Here is a 17,266-nt window from a genome sequence, read left to right as displayed (position 1 = left end):
CGAGCCGTCCGCCTTCACACGGATCTTAACGTTGTAGTCCACAACCCGCTTAACGGGCACGAGGATCTTCATAAGGCCGCATCTCCCAATGTTTTGCCACGTGGGTTGGCGAAATCGCGCTAGGCGGCGCCGGCACGCTTGAGAACCGAGCGGGCGCGGATGCGGACCGGCTCGTCGACCATCGCGTTATCGACGGAGACGGCGCCGTCCCCGCTGGCGAGCACCTTGCGGGCCCAGGCGATTTCATTCTCGTCCGGCAGGAAGCCGCGCCGGAGCGGCTCGATCTGCCGGGGATGGATGGCGAGCTTGCCGCCGAAGCCGAGGTCGCGCGCGTAGCGGGCGTCGCTCTCGATCAATGCGGCGTCGTCGATAGCGGTGGTCACTCCATCCAGCGGTGCAACCAGCCCGGCGAGCCGTGAGGCGAGCACGATCTCGCCGCGCGCGGCGAACAGGGCGTCGCGCATGTGCGCGCAGCCGAGATCGGCAGCGAAGTCGACCGAGCCGAAGACGAGCCTCGCAACGCCTGGAACCGTCGCCAGCACCCGAGCCCGTGCAAGGCCCCGCGCCGATTCGACAAGGGCCAGGACAGGCATCGCGCCGACGACGCCCACCACGCCGGCGAGCACCGCAGGATCCTCCGCCTTGGGCACCATCACCGCAGCGAAGGGCATGGCGGCCACCGCCGCGAGGTCCGCCCCGTGCCAGGGCGTGCCGGCGGCATTGACGCGCACGATCACCGGCAGTGCGGTGAAGGCGGCATCGAGCGAAGCACGCGCCATGTTCTTCGCGTTGGACGCAACCGCGTCTTCCAGATCGAGGATGACACCGTCAGCGCCGGAAGCCGCTGCCTTGGCGAAACGCTCCGGCCGGGTGGCCGGTACGAAGAGCGGGGAGACGAGGGAGGCGACGCCGGTCATGACCACTCGGCCTCCACCACCATGGCGTGGGGGCCTTGCGCCCGTGCGGTCCACAGTTTCAGGCCGCCGCTCTCCGCCGGGACGGCGTTGAGATAGAGCCGTTCATTGGCGAACAGGGGCGACTGACCGCGGAAGGCGAGGCGATCGGGCGCGCGTCCCCGCAACCCGGTGGCGAAGTCGTGCAGCAGGGTCACCTGCAACGGGCCATGCACCACGAGACCGGGATAGCCCTCGACCTCGGTGACATAGGGATGGTCGTAATGGATGCGGTGGCCGTTGAAGGTCAGCGCCGAATAGCGGAATAGCAGGGGCGGCGACGGCTCGACCGGCCGGCGATACATGCCCTCCGGAGCGGGAGCAGACGCACCCTTGGCCTCGCCACCTTCCGTGCCGCGATAGACGATGTTCTGCGTCTCGCCGAGAACCGGGCGACCACCCGCCTCGACCTCGTGCTCCAGCGTGACGAAGCAGAGCCGGCCGGTGCGCCCCTCCTTCAGCGTGACGTCGGTGATGCGCGATACGCGCCGCATCGTCTCGCCGATCTTCAGCTCGGAATGGAAGACGATGCGACCACCCGCCCACATGCGGCGCGGCAGCGGCACCGGCGGCAGGAAGCCTCCGCGGGCCGGATGGCCGTCCTCACCGAGCCCGGACGCGCGGGCGACAGGCTGGGCGAGGCACCAGTGCAGCAGCCGGGGCGCGATGCCCCCCTCGTGCGGCTCGCCGGGCTCGGCATCGAAGGTTGCGCGGAACTTGCGCACCAGTTCGACCGAGACGACTTCGCTCGCCACATCCTCGCGGCCGATCCAGCCGCTCAGATACCCGATATCGAGTTCGACCATGATGTTTCCCCGCGGCAATGCCGTGTCCGGCCGCCTCAGAACGACCTCGGCAGGCCGAGCACGTGCTCGGCGACATAGGAAAGGATGAGATTGGTGGAGATCGGCGCCACCTGGTAGAGCCGCGTCTCGCGGAATTTGCGCTCGACATCGTATTCGCAGGCGAAACCAAAGCCGCCATGGAACTGGATGCAGGCGTTCGCCGCTTCCCACGAGGCCTTGGCGGCAAGGTATTTCGCCATGTTGGCCTCAGTGCCGCAGGGTGCGTGCGCATCGTAGAGCCTGCAGGCTTCGAAGCGCATGAGATTGGCGGCCTCCACTTCGATGAAGCTCTCGGAGATGGGAAACTGCACGCCCTGGTTCTGGCCGATGGGACGGCCGAACACCACGCGCTCCTTGGCGTATTGCGTCACCTTGTCGATGAACCAGTAGCCGTCGCCGATGCATTCGGCGGCGATGAGCGTGCGCTCGGCATTGAGGCCGGTGAGGATGTACTTGAACCCCTGTCCCTCCTCGCCGATCAGGTTCTCGGCGGGAATTTCGAGATTGTCGAAGAACAGCTCGTTGGTCTCGTGGTTCACCATGTTGAGGATGGGCCGCACCGTCATCCCCTTGCCGATGGCCTCCTTGAGGTCGACGATGAAGATCGACATGCCCTCGGACTTCTTCTTCACCTCGTCGAGCGGCGTGGTGCGCGCCAGCAGGATCATCAGGTCGGAGTGCTGGATGCGCGAAATCCACACTTTCTGACCGTTCACGAGATAGCGGTTGCCCTTCCTCACCGCCGTGGTCTTGATGCGCGTGGTGTCGGTGCCGGTGGTCGGCTCGGTTACGCCCATGGACTGGAGGCGCAGCTCGCCGGATGCGATCCTCGGCAGATAGCGCTGGCGCTGCTCTTCCGAGCCATGCCGGACCAGCGTGTTCATGTTGTACATCTGGCCGTGGCAGGCGCCGGAATTGCCGCCGGCCCGGTTGATCTCCTCCATGATCACCGAGGCCTCGGTGAGGCCAAGCCCCGAGCCGCCATATTCCTCTGGGATCAGAGCCGCCATCCAGCCGGCCTTGGTGAGGGCGTCGACGAACTCTTCCGGATAGCCGCGCGCCTCGTCGATCCTGCGGTGATACTCGGCGGGAAAATCGGCGCAGAGCGCACGCACCGCTTCGCGGATATCCTCGAACTTGCCGCTGCCTACTGTCTGCATGGTTTCCTCGACCTGATCTGTCGTCCTATCGGCTGCCGGTTCCCAGCCGGCCTCAGCCGGTGCCAACGACCCGCTCGCGCGGACAGGACGCATTCGCGACGTCGTCCTGCTCAAGCGCCGCGCGGAACTCGGGGGCGGCGATGTCGATCATCCGGCGGCGGCGCTCGGCGAGCGACAGGCCCCTGAGATCGGCGGCGCCGTGCTCGGTGACGATGATGCCAGCGTCCGAGCGAGCGGTGCTGACCGGCCCGCCGAGCCTGGCGACGATGCGGCTGCGCACCCCGTCGCGTCCATCCACCGTCGCCGGCAGCGCGATGATGGGCAGGCCGCCGTGTGAGGCATGGGCGCCGCGCAGGAAGGCCCCGGCGCCGCCAACAGCTCCGACATACCGCCCGCCGGCGACCTCGGCGTTGATCTGGCCGGTGAGGTCGACCTCGATGGCGGCGTTGATGGCGGTAAAGCGATCCTGCGCCGCCAGCACCGAAAGGGAATGGGTGTAGGCCGTCGAATGGAAGGCGAAGTTCGGGTTGCGGTGAATATGCGCCATCAGCCGCGGCCCGCCCGCCGCGAGGCCGGCAACCGAGACGCTTCGGTCGAGGATCTTGCGGGCATTGGTCAGCACGCCGGCCTCGATGAGGTCCACCACGCCGTCGGAGACGAGGCCGGAATGAAGGCCGAGGTCGCGATGACCGGACAAGGATTCCAGGATCGCCTCGGGCAGGCTGCCAATGCCGATCTGCAACGTCGCCCCGTCTTCGACGAGACCGGCGACACGGGCCGCGATGGCCCGCTCCACCGCGCCGGCCGGAGACCGGGGGAGGGACACAGGCGGGCGCGAGGTGCGCACCACCACGTCGAGATCGTGGATGCTCAGCGTCTGCTGGCCGCAGGTCCAGGGCGTCTGGTCGTTGATCTCCGCGATCACCAGCCGCGCGCTTTCCACCAGCGGCAGCAGATATTCGTGGGCCGCGCCGAAGCTGAAGCGCCCGGCGCCGTCATCTGCCAGATTGAGCAGCAGCACGTCTACCCGGCGGGACAGCAGCTCCGGCAATTCGGCATAGTGGCAGGGTAGAATGTCGAGCCGGCCGGCCCGCTCGGCAACGCGGTTGTGGCCCGCTCCGCAATAGGAGGCGAAGCGGAAGCCCGCCATGCAGGCCGCGTCGAGCGGCGTGCCCCAGCTCATGCCGACGAAGGCGCTGAGGCCGCGCAGCTCGCCGCACTGGGCGAAGAGCCGTTCGGTCAGCACCGTCGGCTCGCCGCTCGCCTGCCCCCAGGCAAGGCATTCGCCAGGCAGGAGCAGGCTGCGGAAATCCAGCGCGGCGGGATCGAATTCAAGGGTCATGGCGGGTCGCCCGTCGGCTCAGGCGCGCTCGAACACGGCGGCGGCACCCTGTCCGCCACCGATGCACATGGTCTCGAGCCCGTAGCGCACGTCCCGGCGCTTCATCTCGTGCAGCAGAGTCGTCATGATGCGCACGCCGGTGGCGCCGATGGGATGGCCGAGCGAAATGCCGGACCCGTTGACGTTGAGGCGGGCGGGATCGTCCCATCCCCACCCCTTCAGCACCGCAAGCACCTGGCAGGCGAAGGCCTCGTTGATCTCGACGAGCCCCATGTCGTCGAGATCGAGGCCGAGCTTGCCGAGCAGCCGGCGGGTCGCCGGCACAGGGCCGTAGCCCATGGTAGCGGGATCACAGCCAGCCGCCGCCCAGCCGACCAGGAAGCCCAGCGGCTCAAGACCGAGACTGGCGAGCTTGTCCTCGGCGACGACGAGGCAGGCCGCCGCCGCGTCGTTCTGCTGGCTGGCATTGCCGGCGGTGACGGTGCCGCCCGGCATGAGGGGCCGGAGCTTGCCGAGACTCTCCAGCGAGGCATCGGCGCGGATTCCCTCGTCGCGGATGACCTTCACTGCCTCACCACGCCGCTGAGGTACCTCCACCGGAACCACTTCGGCGTCGAAGCGCCCTTCCGCCCAGGCCGCCGCCGCACGCTGATGGCTACGCACCGCGAAGGCGTCCGCCTCCTCGCGCGAGACGTTGAACTGCCTGGCCAGGTTCTCCGCCGTCTCGATCATCCCGGAGATGACGCCGAAGCGCTCCATGGGTTGGGAGCGTTCGCGCCCGCGGTCGAGACGGTCATAGAGCTGGGTTGTGCCGGCCCGGCGCCCCCAGCGCATGTCGGTCGTGTAGAACTCGATGTTGCTCATGCTCTCGGCGCCGCCGGCGAGCACGATGTCGCAGGCGCCGGTCTGCACCATCATCGCGGCGGTGGCGATCGCCTGAAGGCCGCCGCCGCAGCGCCGGTCGAGCTGCATGCCCGGCACTTCGACCGGCAACCCCGCCTGCAGTGCCACCCAGCGGCCGACGCAGGGCGTCTCGCTGTTCGCATAGGACTGGGCGAACACCACGTCCTCGATGAGCGCGGGATCGAGCCTGGTGCGCGCGAGCACCTCCTTGACGACGACGGCGCCAAGTTCCTCCACAGGCACCGGGCGAAGGCTGCCGCCGAAGGTTCCCACGGGCGTGCGCACCGGACTGACGATCGCCGCGCGTCTCATGCTGCGTTTCTCCCACATCATTATTTTTCGAGGTCGCCGATCGAGAAGTTTTGTGCCTCGATGAACGTGCTTTCGCTTCGTTTCATCTAGCAAAAACGATCGGAATACTGAAAAGCCGGATCGGTATTTCAGCTATGCCGACACGGCATCGCGTATGGCCGGAGCACGGATAGTCCCTTCCCGTGGTACGGAACCGGTGGAGGCTCCGCCCCACGCGCCCGTCTCGGCCAGCTGGCGGACGGTCTGCTCCACGGCTTCGGCGAAGTGCCGGACGGCCGGCAGCATCGGCCGATCCATCGGCGTGGCGATCACCAGCTGTCGCGTCACCTCCGGCTCGCACAGGGCGCGCAGGCTGAACGCGCCGCGCCGCAGATCCGCACCCACCGCCACCGCCGGCAGCACGGTCACGCCGACGCCGCGCCGTACCAGATCCAGCTGGAGGGGCAGCGAATCCGCCTCGATGACCGGATCGAGGGTCACGCCCAAGCTTGCCGCGACACTGTCGAGCAGGCGGCGCAGGCCATGCTGCGGACGCGGCAGGATGAGCCGGAGCCGGGCGAGCTCCACCACGGGAATGGGCGCCGTCGCGACGCCCTCGCCGGCCTGTACCAGATAGAGCCGCTCCAGCATGAGGGGCCGCGAGCGCAGGGTCGGCGACGTGGCGGTGTCGTACAGCACTGCGACATCCACATGCCCGCGCAGCAGCCAGTCGAGCACATAGCCGCTGTAGCCGGTGGAAATGGAGAGCTTCACCTTCGGAAAGCGGGGACTGAACCGCTCCACCAGTGGACCGGACAGCACGTCGGCGACGCTCGGCGGTAGAGCGAACGACACCTGCCCGCTGGTCGTTTCGGCATTGCGCCGCAGTTCGGCGCGCATCTCGTCCAGATCGGCGAGCACGCCGGTCGAGCGCACCAGCACGAGGCTTCCGGCCTCCGTGAGTGCCATGCCGCGCCCGTGACGCTGGAACAGACGTACGCCGAGCTCCTGCTCGAGCGCCTGAAGCTGCCGGCTGAGCGCCGGCTGGGCGACATGCAGGCGCTCGGCAGCGGCGCTGATGCTGCCGAGCTCGGCCACATGGACGAAGGTTCGAATCTGCCGCAGGTCCATGTCTACCTCACACGTATCCAGCACATCAGGACCGCCCCGACCGAAAGGGCGCGCACGGGCGACCCGACCGTGGGCTCCGCTTGACGGAGTGAGGCAACAATGCACAAATAACGGACAAATGTCCATTAGACGGACAAGTAGAATTGGCCAGGGGGAGAATCCGGTCGTAGGCATCCCGATGCGGAGCACGGCGGCACATCCCTCCAAGCCAGCAAGAAGCCGGGAAAATCCGGCCGAAACACATGGGAGGAAGTGATGATCACGCGCAGAACCTTGCTCGCGGCGGGCGCCGCGACTCTGGCCGCCCCGACCGTCCTGAGGGCACAGACGGCCGGCTATTCCATCGGAACCCTGTTCCACCTCACCGGCGGGCTCGCCGAGCTCGGATCGGTGTTCCTGGCGGGATCGAGCCTTGCCTTCACGCACATCGCCGCCGACGGCAAGTTGAAACGTCCGCTGGACATCCATGCGCAGGATACGCAGAGCACGCCGCAGGGCGGAGCCGTAGGCATGTCCAAGCTGGTCAATGTCGATCGCGCCGTCGCGGTCATCACCGGCGGCACGGGCGTCTCGAAAGCCGTCGCCCCCATCGGCACCCGGGCCAAGGTCCTGATGCTGAACGGCGCCGGCGTCGGCCCCGACCTCGCGACGCTCTCGCCCTATTTCTGGAACGTCATTCCGCTGGCGAACCAGGAACTGCCGGTCGCCATCGGCTGGATGAAACAGGCCGGCATCAAGCGCGTGGCCATCGTCTATCTCGACGATCCGCTCGGCGCGGCGCTTCTGAAGGAACTGCGCGCCGCCCTGCCGGGCATCGGCGCCGCGCTCGTGGGGGAATTCAGCGCCGCGCCGAGCGCGCAGCAATTCGCCGGCGTCGCCGCCAAGATCCGCGACACACGGCCGGACCTCATCTATGTGGCGAGCTATGGAACCCAGCAGACGCAGATCTTCAAGCAGCTGCGGGACAACGGCCTCACCCAGCCGTTCATGACCTATTCTGCCGGCGGCACTCCTTCCTCCGCCACGCTGCCCGAATGCAATGGCCTGCTCTTCACCTCGCAGGCGGCCGACTGGTCGGCAAGCGACCCGGTGACGCGCCGCTTCGTCGATGACTGGCGCAAGACCTACGGTGCCGATCCGAGCACCTATGCCCAGAACTACTACAACGCCGCGCTGCTGATCAGCGAACTGATCCTGAGGCTGGAAAAGGACGGGCGCGAGGTGGACGGCAGCTCCCTGCGCGACCAGCTCATGAGCGGCAGCTTCCAGCTCGCCGGCGGAGAGGCCCGCTTCGCCGACGGCGGGATCATCATGCCGACGCAGCTCAATCAGGTTCGCGATGGCCGCTTCGAGAAGATCGGCTGACCCGCGTCACCTCCCGACGCCACACCTCGCCGGGAGGCTCCTCCTTCCATCAAGCGGAACCGAACATGATCAAGATGATCGCGCTCCTGAAGCGCCGGAGCGAACTCACCCATGTGCAATTCATGGAGCACTGGGTGCATGTCCATGCGCCGCTCGCGCATGACGTGCCGGGCCTGCGCCGCTATGTGCAGAGCCATATCCTAACTACCCGCAGCCGGGCGGACATCCCGGACATCCCCGTCGAGATCGACGGCATCGCCGAACTCTGGTTCGACGACACGCAGTCGATGGAACGCGTGCATCATGCGCCGCAGATGCAACGCCTGCTGGCGGACGGAGCGACCTTCATCGGGGAGATCCGCACCTTCATCGTCGAGGAAGAGGACGTTCCCCTCGCCTCGACGCCGGCGCTCGCCGGTGGCGCGTGACCGCGCCGTATTCACTGCCAGGCGCCCATGGTGCGCTCCACCTCATGGGCGGCTCCGCGCAGCGCCGGCAGATAGATCTTGCGCATATGGTCGAGCGAGGTGCGGGCGGCGCTGGTGCCGATGTTCAGCGCCGCGATGATCTGCCCCTCACGGTCGCAGACCGGCACGGCGATCGAGCGCACGCCCACCTCCATCTCGCCGTCGACGATGGCATATTGCTGCCGCCGCGCCTCCAGCACCTTCTGCCGGACCTTGGTCGGCTCGACGATGCTGCGCGGCGACTGCGGAAGGAAGGCCTCCTCCGCCAGCCACCGGTCGAGCTGTTCGTCGGTGAGGCCGGTGAGCAGCACCCGCCCCAGCGACGAGCAGAAGGCCGGCAGGCGCGAGCCGACCTCCAAGCCGGACGAGAAGATGCGCCGCGTCTCCACCCGGGCCACGTAGACCACGTCGTGCCCGTCCAGCACCGCCATGGAGGAGGACTCGCCCACGGCCTCGGTGAGCTTGCGGATCACCGTGCGCCCGGCCTCGGTGAGTCCGAAGGTCGAGAGGTAGGCATTGGAAAACTGGAGCACCTTGGGGGTCAGCCAGAACAGCTTGCCGTCGCTGCCGACGAAATTGAGTTCCTGAAGCGTGAGCAGGAAGCGCCGGGCCGTGCCGCGGCTGAGGCGGGTCGCCTCCGCGACCTGGGTGAGCGTCATGCGGCTCGGCACACGGCCGAAGGCGGCCAGCACGTTGAGTCCGCGTGCGAGCGCGGTCACGAATTCCGGACCGCGCTTGTCGTCTTCCACCAGCTTCTTGATCACGTAATACTCATTCCAAACTCGCCCGCCCGAACCCGGCCGGCCGCACCGGAGCCGCGCCGCCCCTCTCGGGCCGACGCTGCAGGCGCATCTTCCAAAATCGGCCAAATCTACCACTCATTGGACTTTTGTCCAACTGACGGACATTTCTGTCGCGGAAATCTCATTTCCACGCACCGTGGCACCCATCTGATTTCTTGACAGCCGGCAATCTCTATTCTCTATTATACGGACAAAAGTCCGATAGACGGACAATAGGAAACGGGAGGGCAGCATGATCGCATCCTTCCGCAGCTATCTGGGTGGGAGGCCATGATCGATAAATTCGTTTCCTCGGTTGCCGCGGCGCTCGACGGCGTGAAGGACGGCGCCACCGTGCTCGTCGGCGGCTTCGGCGCCGTCGGTCAGCCCGACCTGCTCATCGAAGGCCTGATCGAGCAGGGCGCCTCGCAGCTCACGGTCGTCGCCAACAATGCCGGCTACGGCAAGGTCGGCCTGGCGCGATTGCTCGCCGCCGGCCGCGTAAGCCGGCTCGTCTGCAGCTATCCGCGCATCCCCGGCTCGGTCATCTTCGAGGAGCTGTACCGTTCCGGCAAGCTCGAGCTGGAACTCGTGCCCCAGGGCACGCTGGCCGAGCGGCTGCGCGCGGCCGGCGCCGGCATTCCCGCCTTCTACACGCCCACGGCCACCGGCACGCTGCTGGCCAACGGCAAGGAGACCCGGCGCATCGGCACGCGTGACTATGTGCTCGAGCACGCACTGCAGGGCGACGTGGCACTCATCCAGGCCTGGCGGGCGGATCGCTGGGGCAACCTCACCTATCGGGCCTCCTCGCGGAACTTCAATCCGGTGATGGCGACCGCCGCCCACCTCACCGTCGCCCAGGTACATCTCACGGCCGTCCTCGGCGACCTCGACCCGGAGAGCATCGTGACACCCGGAATCTATGTCGACCGCATCCTCCATCATCCGGCGGAGGCGCCCCATGCGTGACCAGGCCATCCTCGCCGAAGCGCCGGCGATCCATCCCCTCTCGCGCGAGCAGATGGCCATGCGCGCCGCCGCCGACATCCCGGAAGGCTGGTACGTCAATCTCGGCATCGGTATTCCCACGCTCATCGCCAACCATGTGCCGCTCGACCGCGAGATCATCTTCCAGTCGGAAAACGGCCTGCTCGGCTTCGGCCCGGCGCCGGAGGCCGACCAGATCGACCCGTTCATCATCAATGCCGGCAAGCAGAACGTGACCCTGCTGCGCGGCGCCGCGCTGATGCACCAGGCCGACAGCTTCGCGATGATCCGCGGCCGGCATATCGACCTGTGCGTTCTCGGCGCATTCCAGGTCGCCTCCAACGGAGATATCGCCAACTGGGCGACGTCGACCAACGACGCGGCACCCGCCGTCGGCGGGGCCATGGACCTCGCCCTCGGCGCCAAGCGCGTCTGGGTGATGATGGAGCATACGACAAAGGACGGAACGCCCCGCCTGGTGGAGGCCTGCACCTATCCTCTTACCGCACCGGGGGTCGTGGCGCGCATCTACACCAACCTTGCCGTGATGGACGTCACGTCCGGGGGATTTAGGCTGGTCGAGATGATCGACGGTCTCACTCTCCCCGAGCTGCAGAAGGCGACCGCCGCACCCATCCTGACCTGACGAAAACCTGGCAGCGCCCATCCGTCCCGAACCAGAAGGCGCGCCACCAACAACAATGCCTACGGGAGGAACTCCAACATGCTCACACGCCGCTCCATTCTCGCGGGCGCCCTCGCGGGCCTCGCCACTCCATCCATGCTGCGGGCGCAGGAGGATGCCTATGTCCTCGGCACCCTCTTCCCCATGACCGGCCTGCTGTCCGAGCTCGGCTCGGTCTATACCTCCGCCTCCGGTCTCGCGCTCGAGCACGTCGCCGCGGACGGGCGCCTGAAGAGGCCCATCGTCCTGAAGGCGCAGGACAGCCAGAGCACGCCGCAGGGCGGCGCGGTGGGCATGTCCAAGCTCGTCAATGTCGACAAGGCGCCCTATGTGCTGGTCGGCGTCACCGGCGTCGCCAAGGCGGCCGAGCCGATCGCCACCCGCGCCAAGGTGATGATGGTCAATGGCGGCGGCGTCGGGCCGGACCTTGCCGGCCTCTCGCCCTATTTCTGGAACGTCATCCCCCTCGCCGACCAGGAACTGCCCACGGCCTTCACGTGGATGGCCCAGCACGGCGTGAAGCGCGTGGCGCTGATCTATCTCGACGATCCGATCGGCAACGCCATGCGCAAGGGCCTCGCCGAAGGGTTGCCCTCCATCGGCGCTTCGCTGGTGGAGGCCTACAGCACGGCACCCTCGGCCCAGCAGTTCTCGGCGATCATCGCCAAGATCCGCGCCGTCAATCCCGACCTCATCTATGTGTCGAGCTTCGGCACCCAGCAGACGCAGATCTTCAAGCAGCTGCGGGACAATGGCCTCACCCAGCCGATCATGACCTATTCGATCGGCGGCACGCCCTCGGTCGCCTCGCTGCCGGAAGCCGACGGCCTGCTCTTCACCTCGCAGGTCGCCGATTGGAACGCCGGCGATCCCGTCACCCGCCGTTTCGTCGACGGCTGGCGCGCCAAGTACAAGAGCGATCCCTCGACCTACGCCCAGAACTATTACAACGCCGTCCTGCTCTATGCCCAGTTGCTGGAACGGCTGGAGAAGCAAGGCAGGCCGGTGAACGGCGAAACCTTGCGCGAGGCGGTCTCCAGTGGAGGTTTCGATCTCGTCGGTGGCCGCGTGACCTTCTCGGCCAAAGGCGCCGTCGACATGCAGACGCAGCTGAACCGCGTCCAGAACGGCAAGTTCGAGAAGGTGAGTTGATCCGATGCTCATCATTCAGCTGGCCGTGGCGGGCATTCAGACAGGGATGCTCTACGCGCTCACGGCTGCGGGTTTCGCACTGATCTTCGGCGCCACCCGCGTGTTCCATGTCGCCCACGGGGCCACCTTCATCCTGGCGGGCTATGCCTTTCTGGAGGCGATGGAATTCGGCCTCCACTGGTCGCTGGCGGGCCTTGTGGCACTCGCCGTCGCCGTGGCCTTCGGCCTGTTCATGGACATGCTGGTCTACCGGCCGATCCAGAAGCATGAAGGCTCGTTCTTCACGGTGTTCGTCGCCTCCTTCGGTGCCGGCATCGCCATGCAGGCGCTGATCCAATTCACCTTCGGCGGCGGCTTCGCGACCGTCTCGCTGCCTCTGACGCGGGTGAGCGAAGTGCTGCCGGGCCTCTACATCGCTCCCGTCTTCTGGGTGGCGATCGGCGTAGCCATCGCCGTGTTCTCGGCGGTCAGCCTGCTGCTGGAGAGGACCAATGCCGGCCTGGGTCTGCGCGCGCTGTCCGAAAACCCGGAACTGCTGCGCGCCTACGGACTCTCGGCGCGACGGCTCTCGGCCCTCGCCTTCGTGCTCGGCTCCGCGCTGGCGGTTCCCGGTGCGGTGCTGACCACCATCACCACGGGCATCCAGCCGGCGGACGGCGCGCATGTGATGCTGGTCTCGCTCGCCGCGACCGTGGTGGGCGGCATCGGCAGCATCCGCGGCGCGGCTCTCTCCGGCCTGCTGCTGGGCCTCGTCGAGAACCTCGTCGTCAGCGTCGTCGACACGCAGTGGAGCCAGGCGGCGAGCTTCGTGGTGCTGTTCGGCTTCATCCTGTTCAAGCCCAACGGGCTCATGGGAAGGGCGGGTGCGCGATGATCCCCTATCTCGTCAATCTGGCGACGCTGATCGCCATTTTCGGTATCGCCGCCACCAGCCTCAACCTGCTGATCGGCTATGCCGGGATCTTCTCCATCGCTCATGCCATGTTCTTCGGCATCGGCGCCTATGCCGCCGCGCAGGTGGCCCTCCTGGTCACCGCCGACTTCCTGGTGGCGGCTCTCGCGGCTGCGCTGATCGCTGCGGCCCTTTCGCTTTGCCTCGCCCTGCCGGCGCTCCGGGTGCGCGGAGAATATTTCGTCGCCGCCTCGCTCGGCCTGCAGATGATGGCCACCACCATCTTCGCCGAGGCTCACAGCCTCACCGGTGGCGTCGGCGGCCTCGTGGGCATTCCGCCGGCGCGTGTCCTCGGCTTCGACTTCACCTCTCCCGATGCCTTCCTGGGGCTGGCGATCGTCTGCCTCGTGCTGACGCTGGGGGCCGTGCGCACGCTGATGAAAGGCAGCTTCGGCCGCTCCCTCATGGCCCTGCGCGACAGCGAAAGCGCCGCCGAGGCCTTCGGCAAGGACGTACGGGCTCTCAAGACCCTCGTCGTGGTGGTCGGCTGCTTCTTCGTCGGCATCGCCGGCGCGCTGTTCTCCTTCCACATGGCCTTCGTCAATGTGGAGAGCTTCACGCTCGAACAGTCGGTGGTGATGATGGCCATGGTCATCATTGGCGGAGCGGGCACGCTGACCGGTCCGCTGATCGGTGTCATCGCCCTGCTGAGCCTGCCGGCCGCCCTGTCCTTCCTGCCGTTCATCCCGTCGACAGAGATCGGCACCGTGCAGCAATTCATCTATGGAACGGCCATGACGCTGCTGATGATCTTCCGTCCGAGCGGCCTCGTAGGCCTGTCGCGGGGGACGCGATGAGCACGCCCATCCTTCTCTCGGCGCGCGGCATCTCGCGCAGTTTCGGAGGCCTCGCGGCCGTTCAGGACGTTACCCTCGAACTGCGGCAGGGCGTGGTGACGGCGCTCGCCGGACCGAACGGGGCCGGCAAGACGACGCTTTTCAACCTCATCACCGGCCATCTCCTGCCGGATCGCGGAACGGTCGAACTGAAAGGCGAGCCGATTCTCGGACTCAAACCGCACTCCGTCGCCCTCAAGGGAATTGCCCGCAGCTTCCAGGACTTGCGGCTGTTCGGCTCCATGAGCGTCCACGACAACGTTCTCGCATCCATCGAGCCGGTGTCCTGGCTGTGGCAGCCGGGGGGCCGTCCGGGCTCGGCGGAGCGCAAGCGGCGCGTCGAGGAGGCGCTCGCGGCGACGGGGCTCGAATCCCTCGCACGCACACGGGCGGTGGACCTCTCCTATGCGGAAACCAAGTTCCTTTCCATGGCGCGCATCATCGCCACCGGCGCGCCGATCTGGCTGCTCGACGAGCCGGCCTCCGGCCTCGACCCGGCCTCGCGGGCGCGCTTCGTCAAGCTGGTGAAGAACGCCACCGCCGCCGGCGTGACGGTGTGCCTCATCGAGCACAATCTCGACATCGTCACCGAGCTCGCCGACCGCATCGCCTTCCTGGACCAGGGCAAGAAGCTCGCGGAGGGTGCGCCGGACGAGATCCTCGGCAATGCGGAGCTCATCGCCGTCTATTTCGGGGAGCGCAGGGAATGAACATGGCCTTCAAGATGCCCGATACCGCCGCCCTGGCTCCGGCCATGGCCGTACGCGGTCTGCACGCCTCCTATGGCGGGCGCGAAGTGCTTTCCGGGGTCGACCTCACGCTCGCCAGCGGCGAGGTGCTCTGCCTCATCGGCCATAACGGCGCCGGCAAGTCCACCCTTCTCAAGGTACTGTTCGGCCTGCACCCGGCGGTTTCCGGCGAGATCCTGCTGGAGGGCGTGCCGCTCGTGCCCCATCCCAGCCACATGGCTCGCAAGGGGGTTTCCTATGTCCCCGAAGGCCGTGGCGTATTTCCCGGGCTGACCGTGAAGGAGATCTTCACCCTTGCCCTGTGGTCGGCCAGCCTCGCCGCTGGCGAGGGGCGCGCGCGGATCGACGAGGTGCTGGAAATCCTGCCGCGGCTCAAGGATTTCTGGAGCAAGCGCGCCGGGCAGCTTTCCGGTGGCCAGCAGCAGATGGTGTCGATCGGCCGGGCCATGCTGTCGCGCCCGCGCATCCTGCTGCTCGACGAACCATCCATCGGCCTCGCCCCCAAATTGTTCCAGGACCTGCTCGATCCCATCCGCGTCATCCAGCAGGAGCGCGGCATGTCGATCCTTCTCGTGGAGCAGAATGTGGGCGAGGCCTTCGCGGTTTCGGACCGGGTCGTGGCGATGAAGTCCGGCGCCATGATCTACGAGGGCAAGCCCGCCGACCTCGCCGACCATGCCAAGCTGCTGACACTGTTCTGAGCCGACGCCCAAACACGGACGACCAAGAATGAAAACGATCGAGGAACGCCTGAGGCTCGTCGAAGACCAGCTGGAGATCGCCCAGCTGAGAGCCCGCTACTGTCACCTGCTGGACGAATGCCGCTGGGAGGAGTTCGTCGACCTGTTCACCCCGGACGGGGTCTTCGAGGGCCTCGAAGCCGTCCGGGGGCACGAGGAGATCCGCGAGTTCTTCAGCCAGCGTGTGCCGAAGCTCGCGGAGGATTTCTGGCACTTCTGCACCAACGGCACCGTGGAGATCGACGGCGATACGGCCACCGGCCGCATCTCGATGGAATATCTGTCGACCACCAAGGGCGTATCCTACGTCTCGGCCGGGCATTACGACGACGTCCTTCGCCGGGTGGAGGGTCGCTGGCGCTTCGCCTCGCGCAAGATCACCTTCTACTTCCTCGCCCCTCTCAGCGAGGGCTGGGCAGGACGCCCCTTTCCCGGACGTGCCCCGGCCATTCAGGTCGCGCCATGAACTGGATCGAGATCAATGGTGGGGCGACGCGATACCGCCTCGACGGCGACGGCCCCGTCACGCTGGTGCTCATCCACGAGATGGGTGGCACGCTCGAGAGCTGGGAACCGCTGATGCCGCATGTGGGTGGCGGGCGGCGGGTGCTGCGCTACGACATGCGCGGCTTCGGCGGGGCCGCGAAGCTGCGCGGCACCGCAAGCATGGACGAGATGGTCGGCGACCTCGTCGCCCTTCTCGACGCGCTCGATATCCGGGAGCCGGTGGATCTTGGCGGCATGGCGGTCGGCGGTGCCGTCGCCCTGTACCTGGCGGCATGGCATCCCGAACGGGTGGGGCGCCTCACCCTTATGGGCCCCGCCCTCGGCATCGCCGCCGAACGGCGGGCCGCCGTGCGCGACCGGGCGGACAGCTTCGAGGCGGGCGGCATGGCCCGGCTCTCGGAAAGCGAGCTTGCTCTCTCCTATGCCGAGCCGTTGCGCCGCGACGGCCGCTTTCCCGTCTACCGGGCCCGCTGGCTCGGCAACGACCCCTCCAGCTATGCGGCGACCTACCGGATGCTGGCGGAACTCGACGCCGGACCGGCGCTCGCGGCGATACGCTGCCCCACCCTGATGCTCGCCGGCGAGCTCGACCCGCTCCGGCCGCCGGAACTCATTCGTACCGCCGCCGCGCAGGTCTATGGCGCGCGGTTCGGTACCGTCTCCGGCGGCCATGTGATGGCCCACCAGACCCCCGAGGAACTCGCCGGCCAGCTCCACGCCTTCTGGCAGACCTCCTGAATGCGACAGGCGTCACGAACGCCTCGGTCCCCGAAACGGAAAGTTCAAGACCATGAAGATGCATTGGTCGCCCCGCTCCCCCTTCGTGCGCAAGGTCATGATCGCGATCCACGAAATGGGGATGCAGGATCACGTCACCTGCGTGCGTACCGTCGCTTCGCCCTTCAAGGCGCATGAGGAGCTGATGGACGACAATCCGCTGAGCAAGCTGCCCACACTGGTGCTCGACGACGGGACGGCCGTCTATGATTCCCACGTCATCTGCGAATATCTCGACGCCCGCCACAATCACGGCCGCCTATTTCCGGCGGCATGGCCGGAGCGGCTCATTGCCTTGCGCAATGAGGCGCTCGGCGACGGGCTGATGGATCTCGGCCTCCTGTGGCTCATCGAGCGCCTGCGCGGCGAGGGCCTGCAGTCGCAGGACCTCGTCACCGCCAATGCGCGCAAGGTGGAGCGGGTGCTGGAACACATGGAAGCCAATGTCGCGCTGCTCACCGAACGGCCGTTCGACATCGGCCATCTGACCATCGGCACCGCGCTCGGCTATCTCGACTTCCGCTTCGCCTTCCTCGACTGGCGCAAGGGCCATCCCGCGCTCGCCGCCTGGCACGCACAATTCCTGAGCCGGCCCTCGGTGCAGGCCAATCCGGTCGTGGACGATTCCTGACGCCTGCC

The 17,266-nt window shown here is 67.2% G+C and carries 19 protein-coding genes; 12 read left to right on the top strand and 7 right to left on the bottom strand.

From position 1 onward, the window contains the following. Positions 1–119: 119 nt before the first annotated feature. From AC1RU4_RS10670 to AC1RU4_RS10645, 6 genes are all read right to left on the bottom strand, one after another. Positions 120–917 (bottom strand): HpcH/HpaI aldolase/citrate lyase family protein, encoded by a 798-nt coding sequence (locus AC1RU4_RS10670; RefSeq protein ID WP_492891047.1) that lies wholly within the window; start codon positions 915–917, stop codon positions 120–122. Continuing rightward, on the bottom strand, positions 914–1,759 hold the full coding sequence (locus AC1RU4_RS10665) for an HTD2 family dehydratase (protein ID WP_492891046.1): 846 nt from the start codon (positions 1,757–1,759) through the stop codon (positions 914–916). Before AC1RU4_RS10665 ends, AC1RU4_RS10670 begins: the two co-directional genes overlap by 4 nt. Before the next feature lie 35 nt (positions 1,760–1,794). Next, positions 1,795–2,958 carry an acyl-CoA dehydrogenase family protein gene (locus tag AC1RU4_RS10660; protein WP_492891045.1) on the bottom strand — a complete coding sequence of 388 codons (1,164 nt, stop codon included), beginning with the start codon at positions 2,956–2,958 and terminating at the stop codon, positions 1,795–1,797. A 52-nt stretch (positions 2,959–3,010) separates the two neighbouring features. Further along, positions 3,011–4,300, bottom strand: coding sequence for an acetyl-CoA hydrolase/transferase family protein (locus AC1RU4_RS10655; RefSeq protein WP_492891044.1), 1,290 nt, complete (start codon positions 4,298–4,300; stop codon positions 3,011–3,013). Between the two features lie 18 nt (positions 4,301–4,318). Then, positions 4,319–5,515: an acetyl-CoA C-acetyltransferase gene (locus tag AC1RU4_RS10650; RefSeq protein ID WP_492891043.1), complete on the bottom strand. Its 1,197-nt coding sequence runs from the start codon at positions 5,513–5,515 to the stop codon at positions 4,319–4,321. Positions 5,516–5,647: 132 nt separating this feature from the next. Continuing rightward, complete coding sequence (locus tag AC1RU4_RS10645) at positions 5,648–6,625, bottom strand: LysR family transcriptional regulator (protein ID WP_492891042.1); 978 nt, start codon at positions 6,623–6,625, stop codon at positions 5,648–5,650. 255 nt (positions 6,626–6,880) lie between these two features. Between AC1RU4_RS10645 and AC1RU4_RS10640 the strand changes: the two genes are divergently transcribed. Both AC1RU4_RS10640 and AC1RU4_RS10635 read left to right on the top strand, forming a co-directional pair. Next, a complete protein-coding gene (locus tag AC1RU4_RS10640) occupies positions 6,881–7,990 on the top strand; it encodes an ABC transporter substrate-binding protein (RefSeq protein ID WP_492891040.1) in 1,110 nt (369 codons plus the stop codon). A gap of 65 nt (positions 7,991–8,055) precedes the next feature. Beyond that, positions 8,056–8,418 carry an EthD family reductase gene (locus AC1RU4_RS10635; protein WP_492891039.1) on the top strand — a complete coding sequence of 121 codons (363 nt, stop codon included), beginning with the start codon at positions 8,056–8,058 and terminating at the stop codon, positions 8,416–8,418. An 11-nt stretch (positions 8,419–8,429) separates the two neighbouring features. On the opposite strand, the gene AC1RU4_RS10630 is transcribed toward AC1RU4_RS10635, so the two are convergent. After that, positions 8,430–9,221, bottom strand: coding sequence for an IclR family transcriptional regulator domain-containing protein (locus tag AC1RU4_RS10630; RefSeq protein WP_492891038.1), 792 nt, complete (start codon positions 9,219–9,221; stop codon positions 8,430–8,432). A gap of 309 nt (positions 9,222–9,530) precedes the next feature. Between AC1RU4_RS10630 and AC1RU4_RS10625 the strand changes: the two genes are divergently transcribed. From AC1RU4_RS10625 to AC1RU4_RS10580, 10 genes are all read left to right on the top strand, one after another. Then, positions 9,531–10,211, top strand: a complete 681-nt coding sequence (locus AC1RU4_RS10625; protein ID WP_492891036.1) for a 3-oxoacid CoA-transferase subunit A — start codon at positions 9,531–9,533, stop codon at positions 10,209–10,211. Further along, on the top strand, positions 10,204–10,875 hold the full coding sequence (locus AC1RU4_RS10620; protein WP_492891035.1) for a 3-oxoacid CoA-transferase subunit B: 672 nt from the start codon (positions 10,204–10,206) through the stop codon (positions 10,873–10,875). The genes AC1RU4_RS10625 and AC1RU4_RS10620 overlap by 8 nt, the downstream gene beginning before the upstream one ends. Positions 10,876–10,953: 78 nt before the next feature. Further along, entirely contained in the window at positions 10,954–12,066 is a 1,113-nt protein-coding gene (locus tag AC1RU4_RS10615; RefSeq protein WP_492891034.1) for an ABC transporter substrate-binding protein, read from the top strand. Between the two features lie 4 nt (positions 12,067–12,070). Further along, positions 12,071–12,940 (top strand): branched-chain amino acid ABC transporter permease, encoded by an 870-nt coding sequence (locus tag AC1RU4_RS10610; RefSeq protein ID WP_492891033.1) that lies wholly within the window; start codon positions 12,071–12,073, stop codon positions 12,938–12,940. After that, positions 12,937–13,815, top strand: coding sequence for a branched-chain amino acid ABC transporter permease (locus tag AC1RU4_RS10605; protein WP_492891032.1), 879 nt, complete (start codon positions 12,937–12,939; stop codon positions 13,813–13,815). Before AC1RU4_RS10610 ends, AC1RU4_RS10605 begins: the two co-directional genes overlap by 4 nt. Next, positions 13,812–14,564, top strand: coding sequence for an ABC transporter ATP-binding protein (locus AC1RU4_RS10600; protein ID WP_492891031.1), 753 nt, complete (start codon positions 13,812–13,814; stop codon positions 14,562–14,564). The genes AC1RU4_RS10605 and AC1RU4_RS10600 overlap by 4 nt, the downstream gene beginning before the upstream one ends. Next, on the top strand, positions 14,561–15,304 hold the full coding sequence (locus AC1RU4_RS10595) for an ABC transporter ATP-binding protein (protein ID WP_492891030.1): 744 nt from the start codon (positions 14,561–14,563) through the stop codon (positions 15,302–15,304). Before AC1RU4_RS10600 ends, AC1RU4_RS10595 begins: the two co-directional genes overlap by 4 nt. A gap of 28 nt (positions 15,305–15,332) precedes the next feature. Then, positions 15,333–15,809 carry a nuclear transport factor 2 family protein gene (locus tag AC1RU4_RS10590; protein ID WP_492891029.1) on the top strand — a complete coding sequence of 159 codons (477 nt, stop codon included), beginning with the start codon at positions 15,333–15,335 and terminating at the stop codon, positions 15,807–15,809. Beyond that, the gene (locus tag AC1RU4_RS10585) at positions 15,806–16,588 is read left to right on the top strand and encodes an alpha/beta fold hydrolase (RefSeq protein ID WP_492891028.1); all 783 of its coding nucleotides are present in this window, start codon (positions 15,806–15,808) and stop codon (positions 16,586–16,588) included. The genes AC1RU4_RS10590 and AC1RU4_RS10585 overlap by 4 nt, the downstream gene beginning before the upstream one ends. A gap of 52 nt (positions 16,589–16,640) precedes the next feature. Beyond that, positions 16,641–17,258, top strand: a complete 618-nt coding sequence (locus AC1RU4_RS10580; protein ID WP_492891027.1) for a glutathione S-transferase — start codon at positions 16,641–16,643, stop codon at positions 17,256–17,258. Positions 17,259–17,266 lie beyond the last annotated feature (8 nt).

This window comes from Ancylobacter sp. GW821-FHT10E12 (assembly GCF_058809335.1).
The sequence above is the reverse complement of the archived record's forward strand: the minus strand, read 5'-3'. Positions and strand labels throughout refer to the sequence as shown.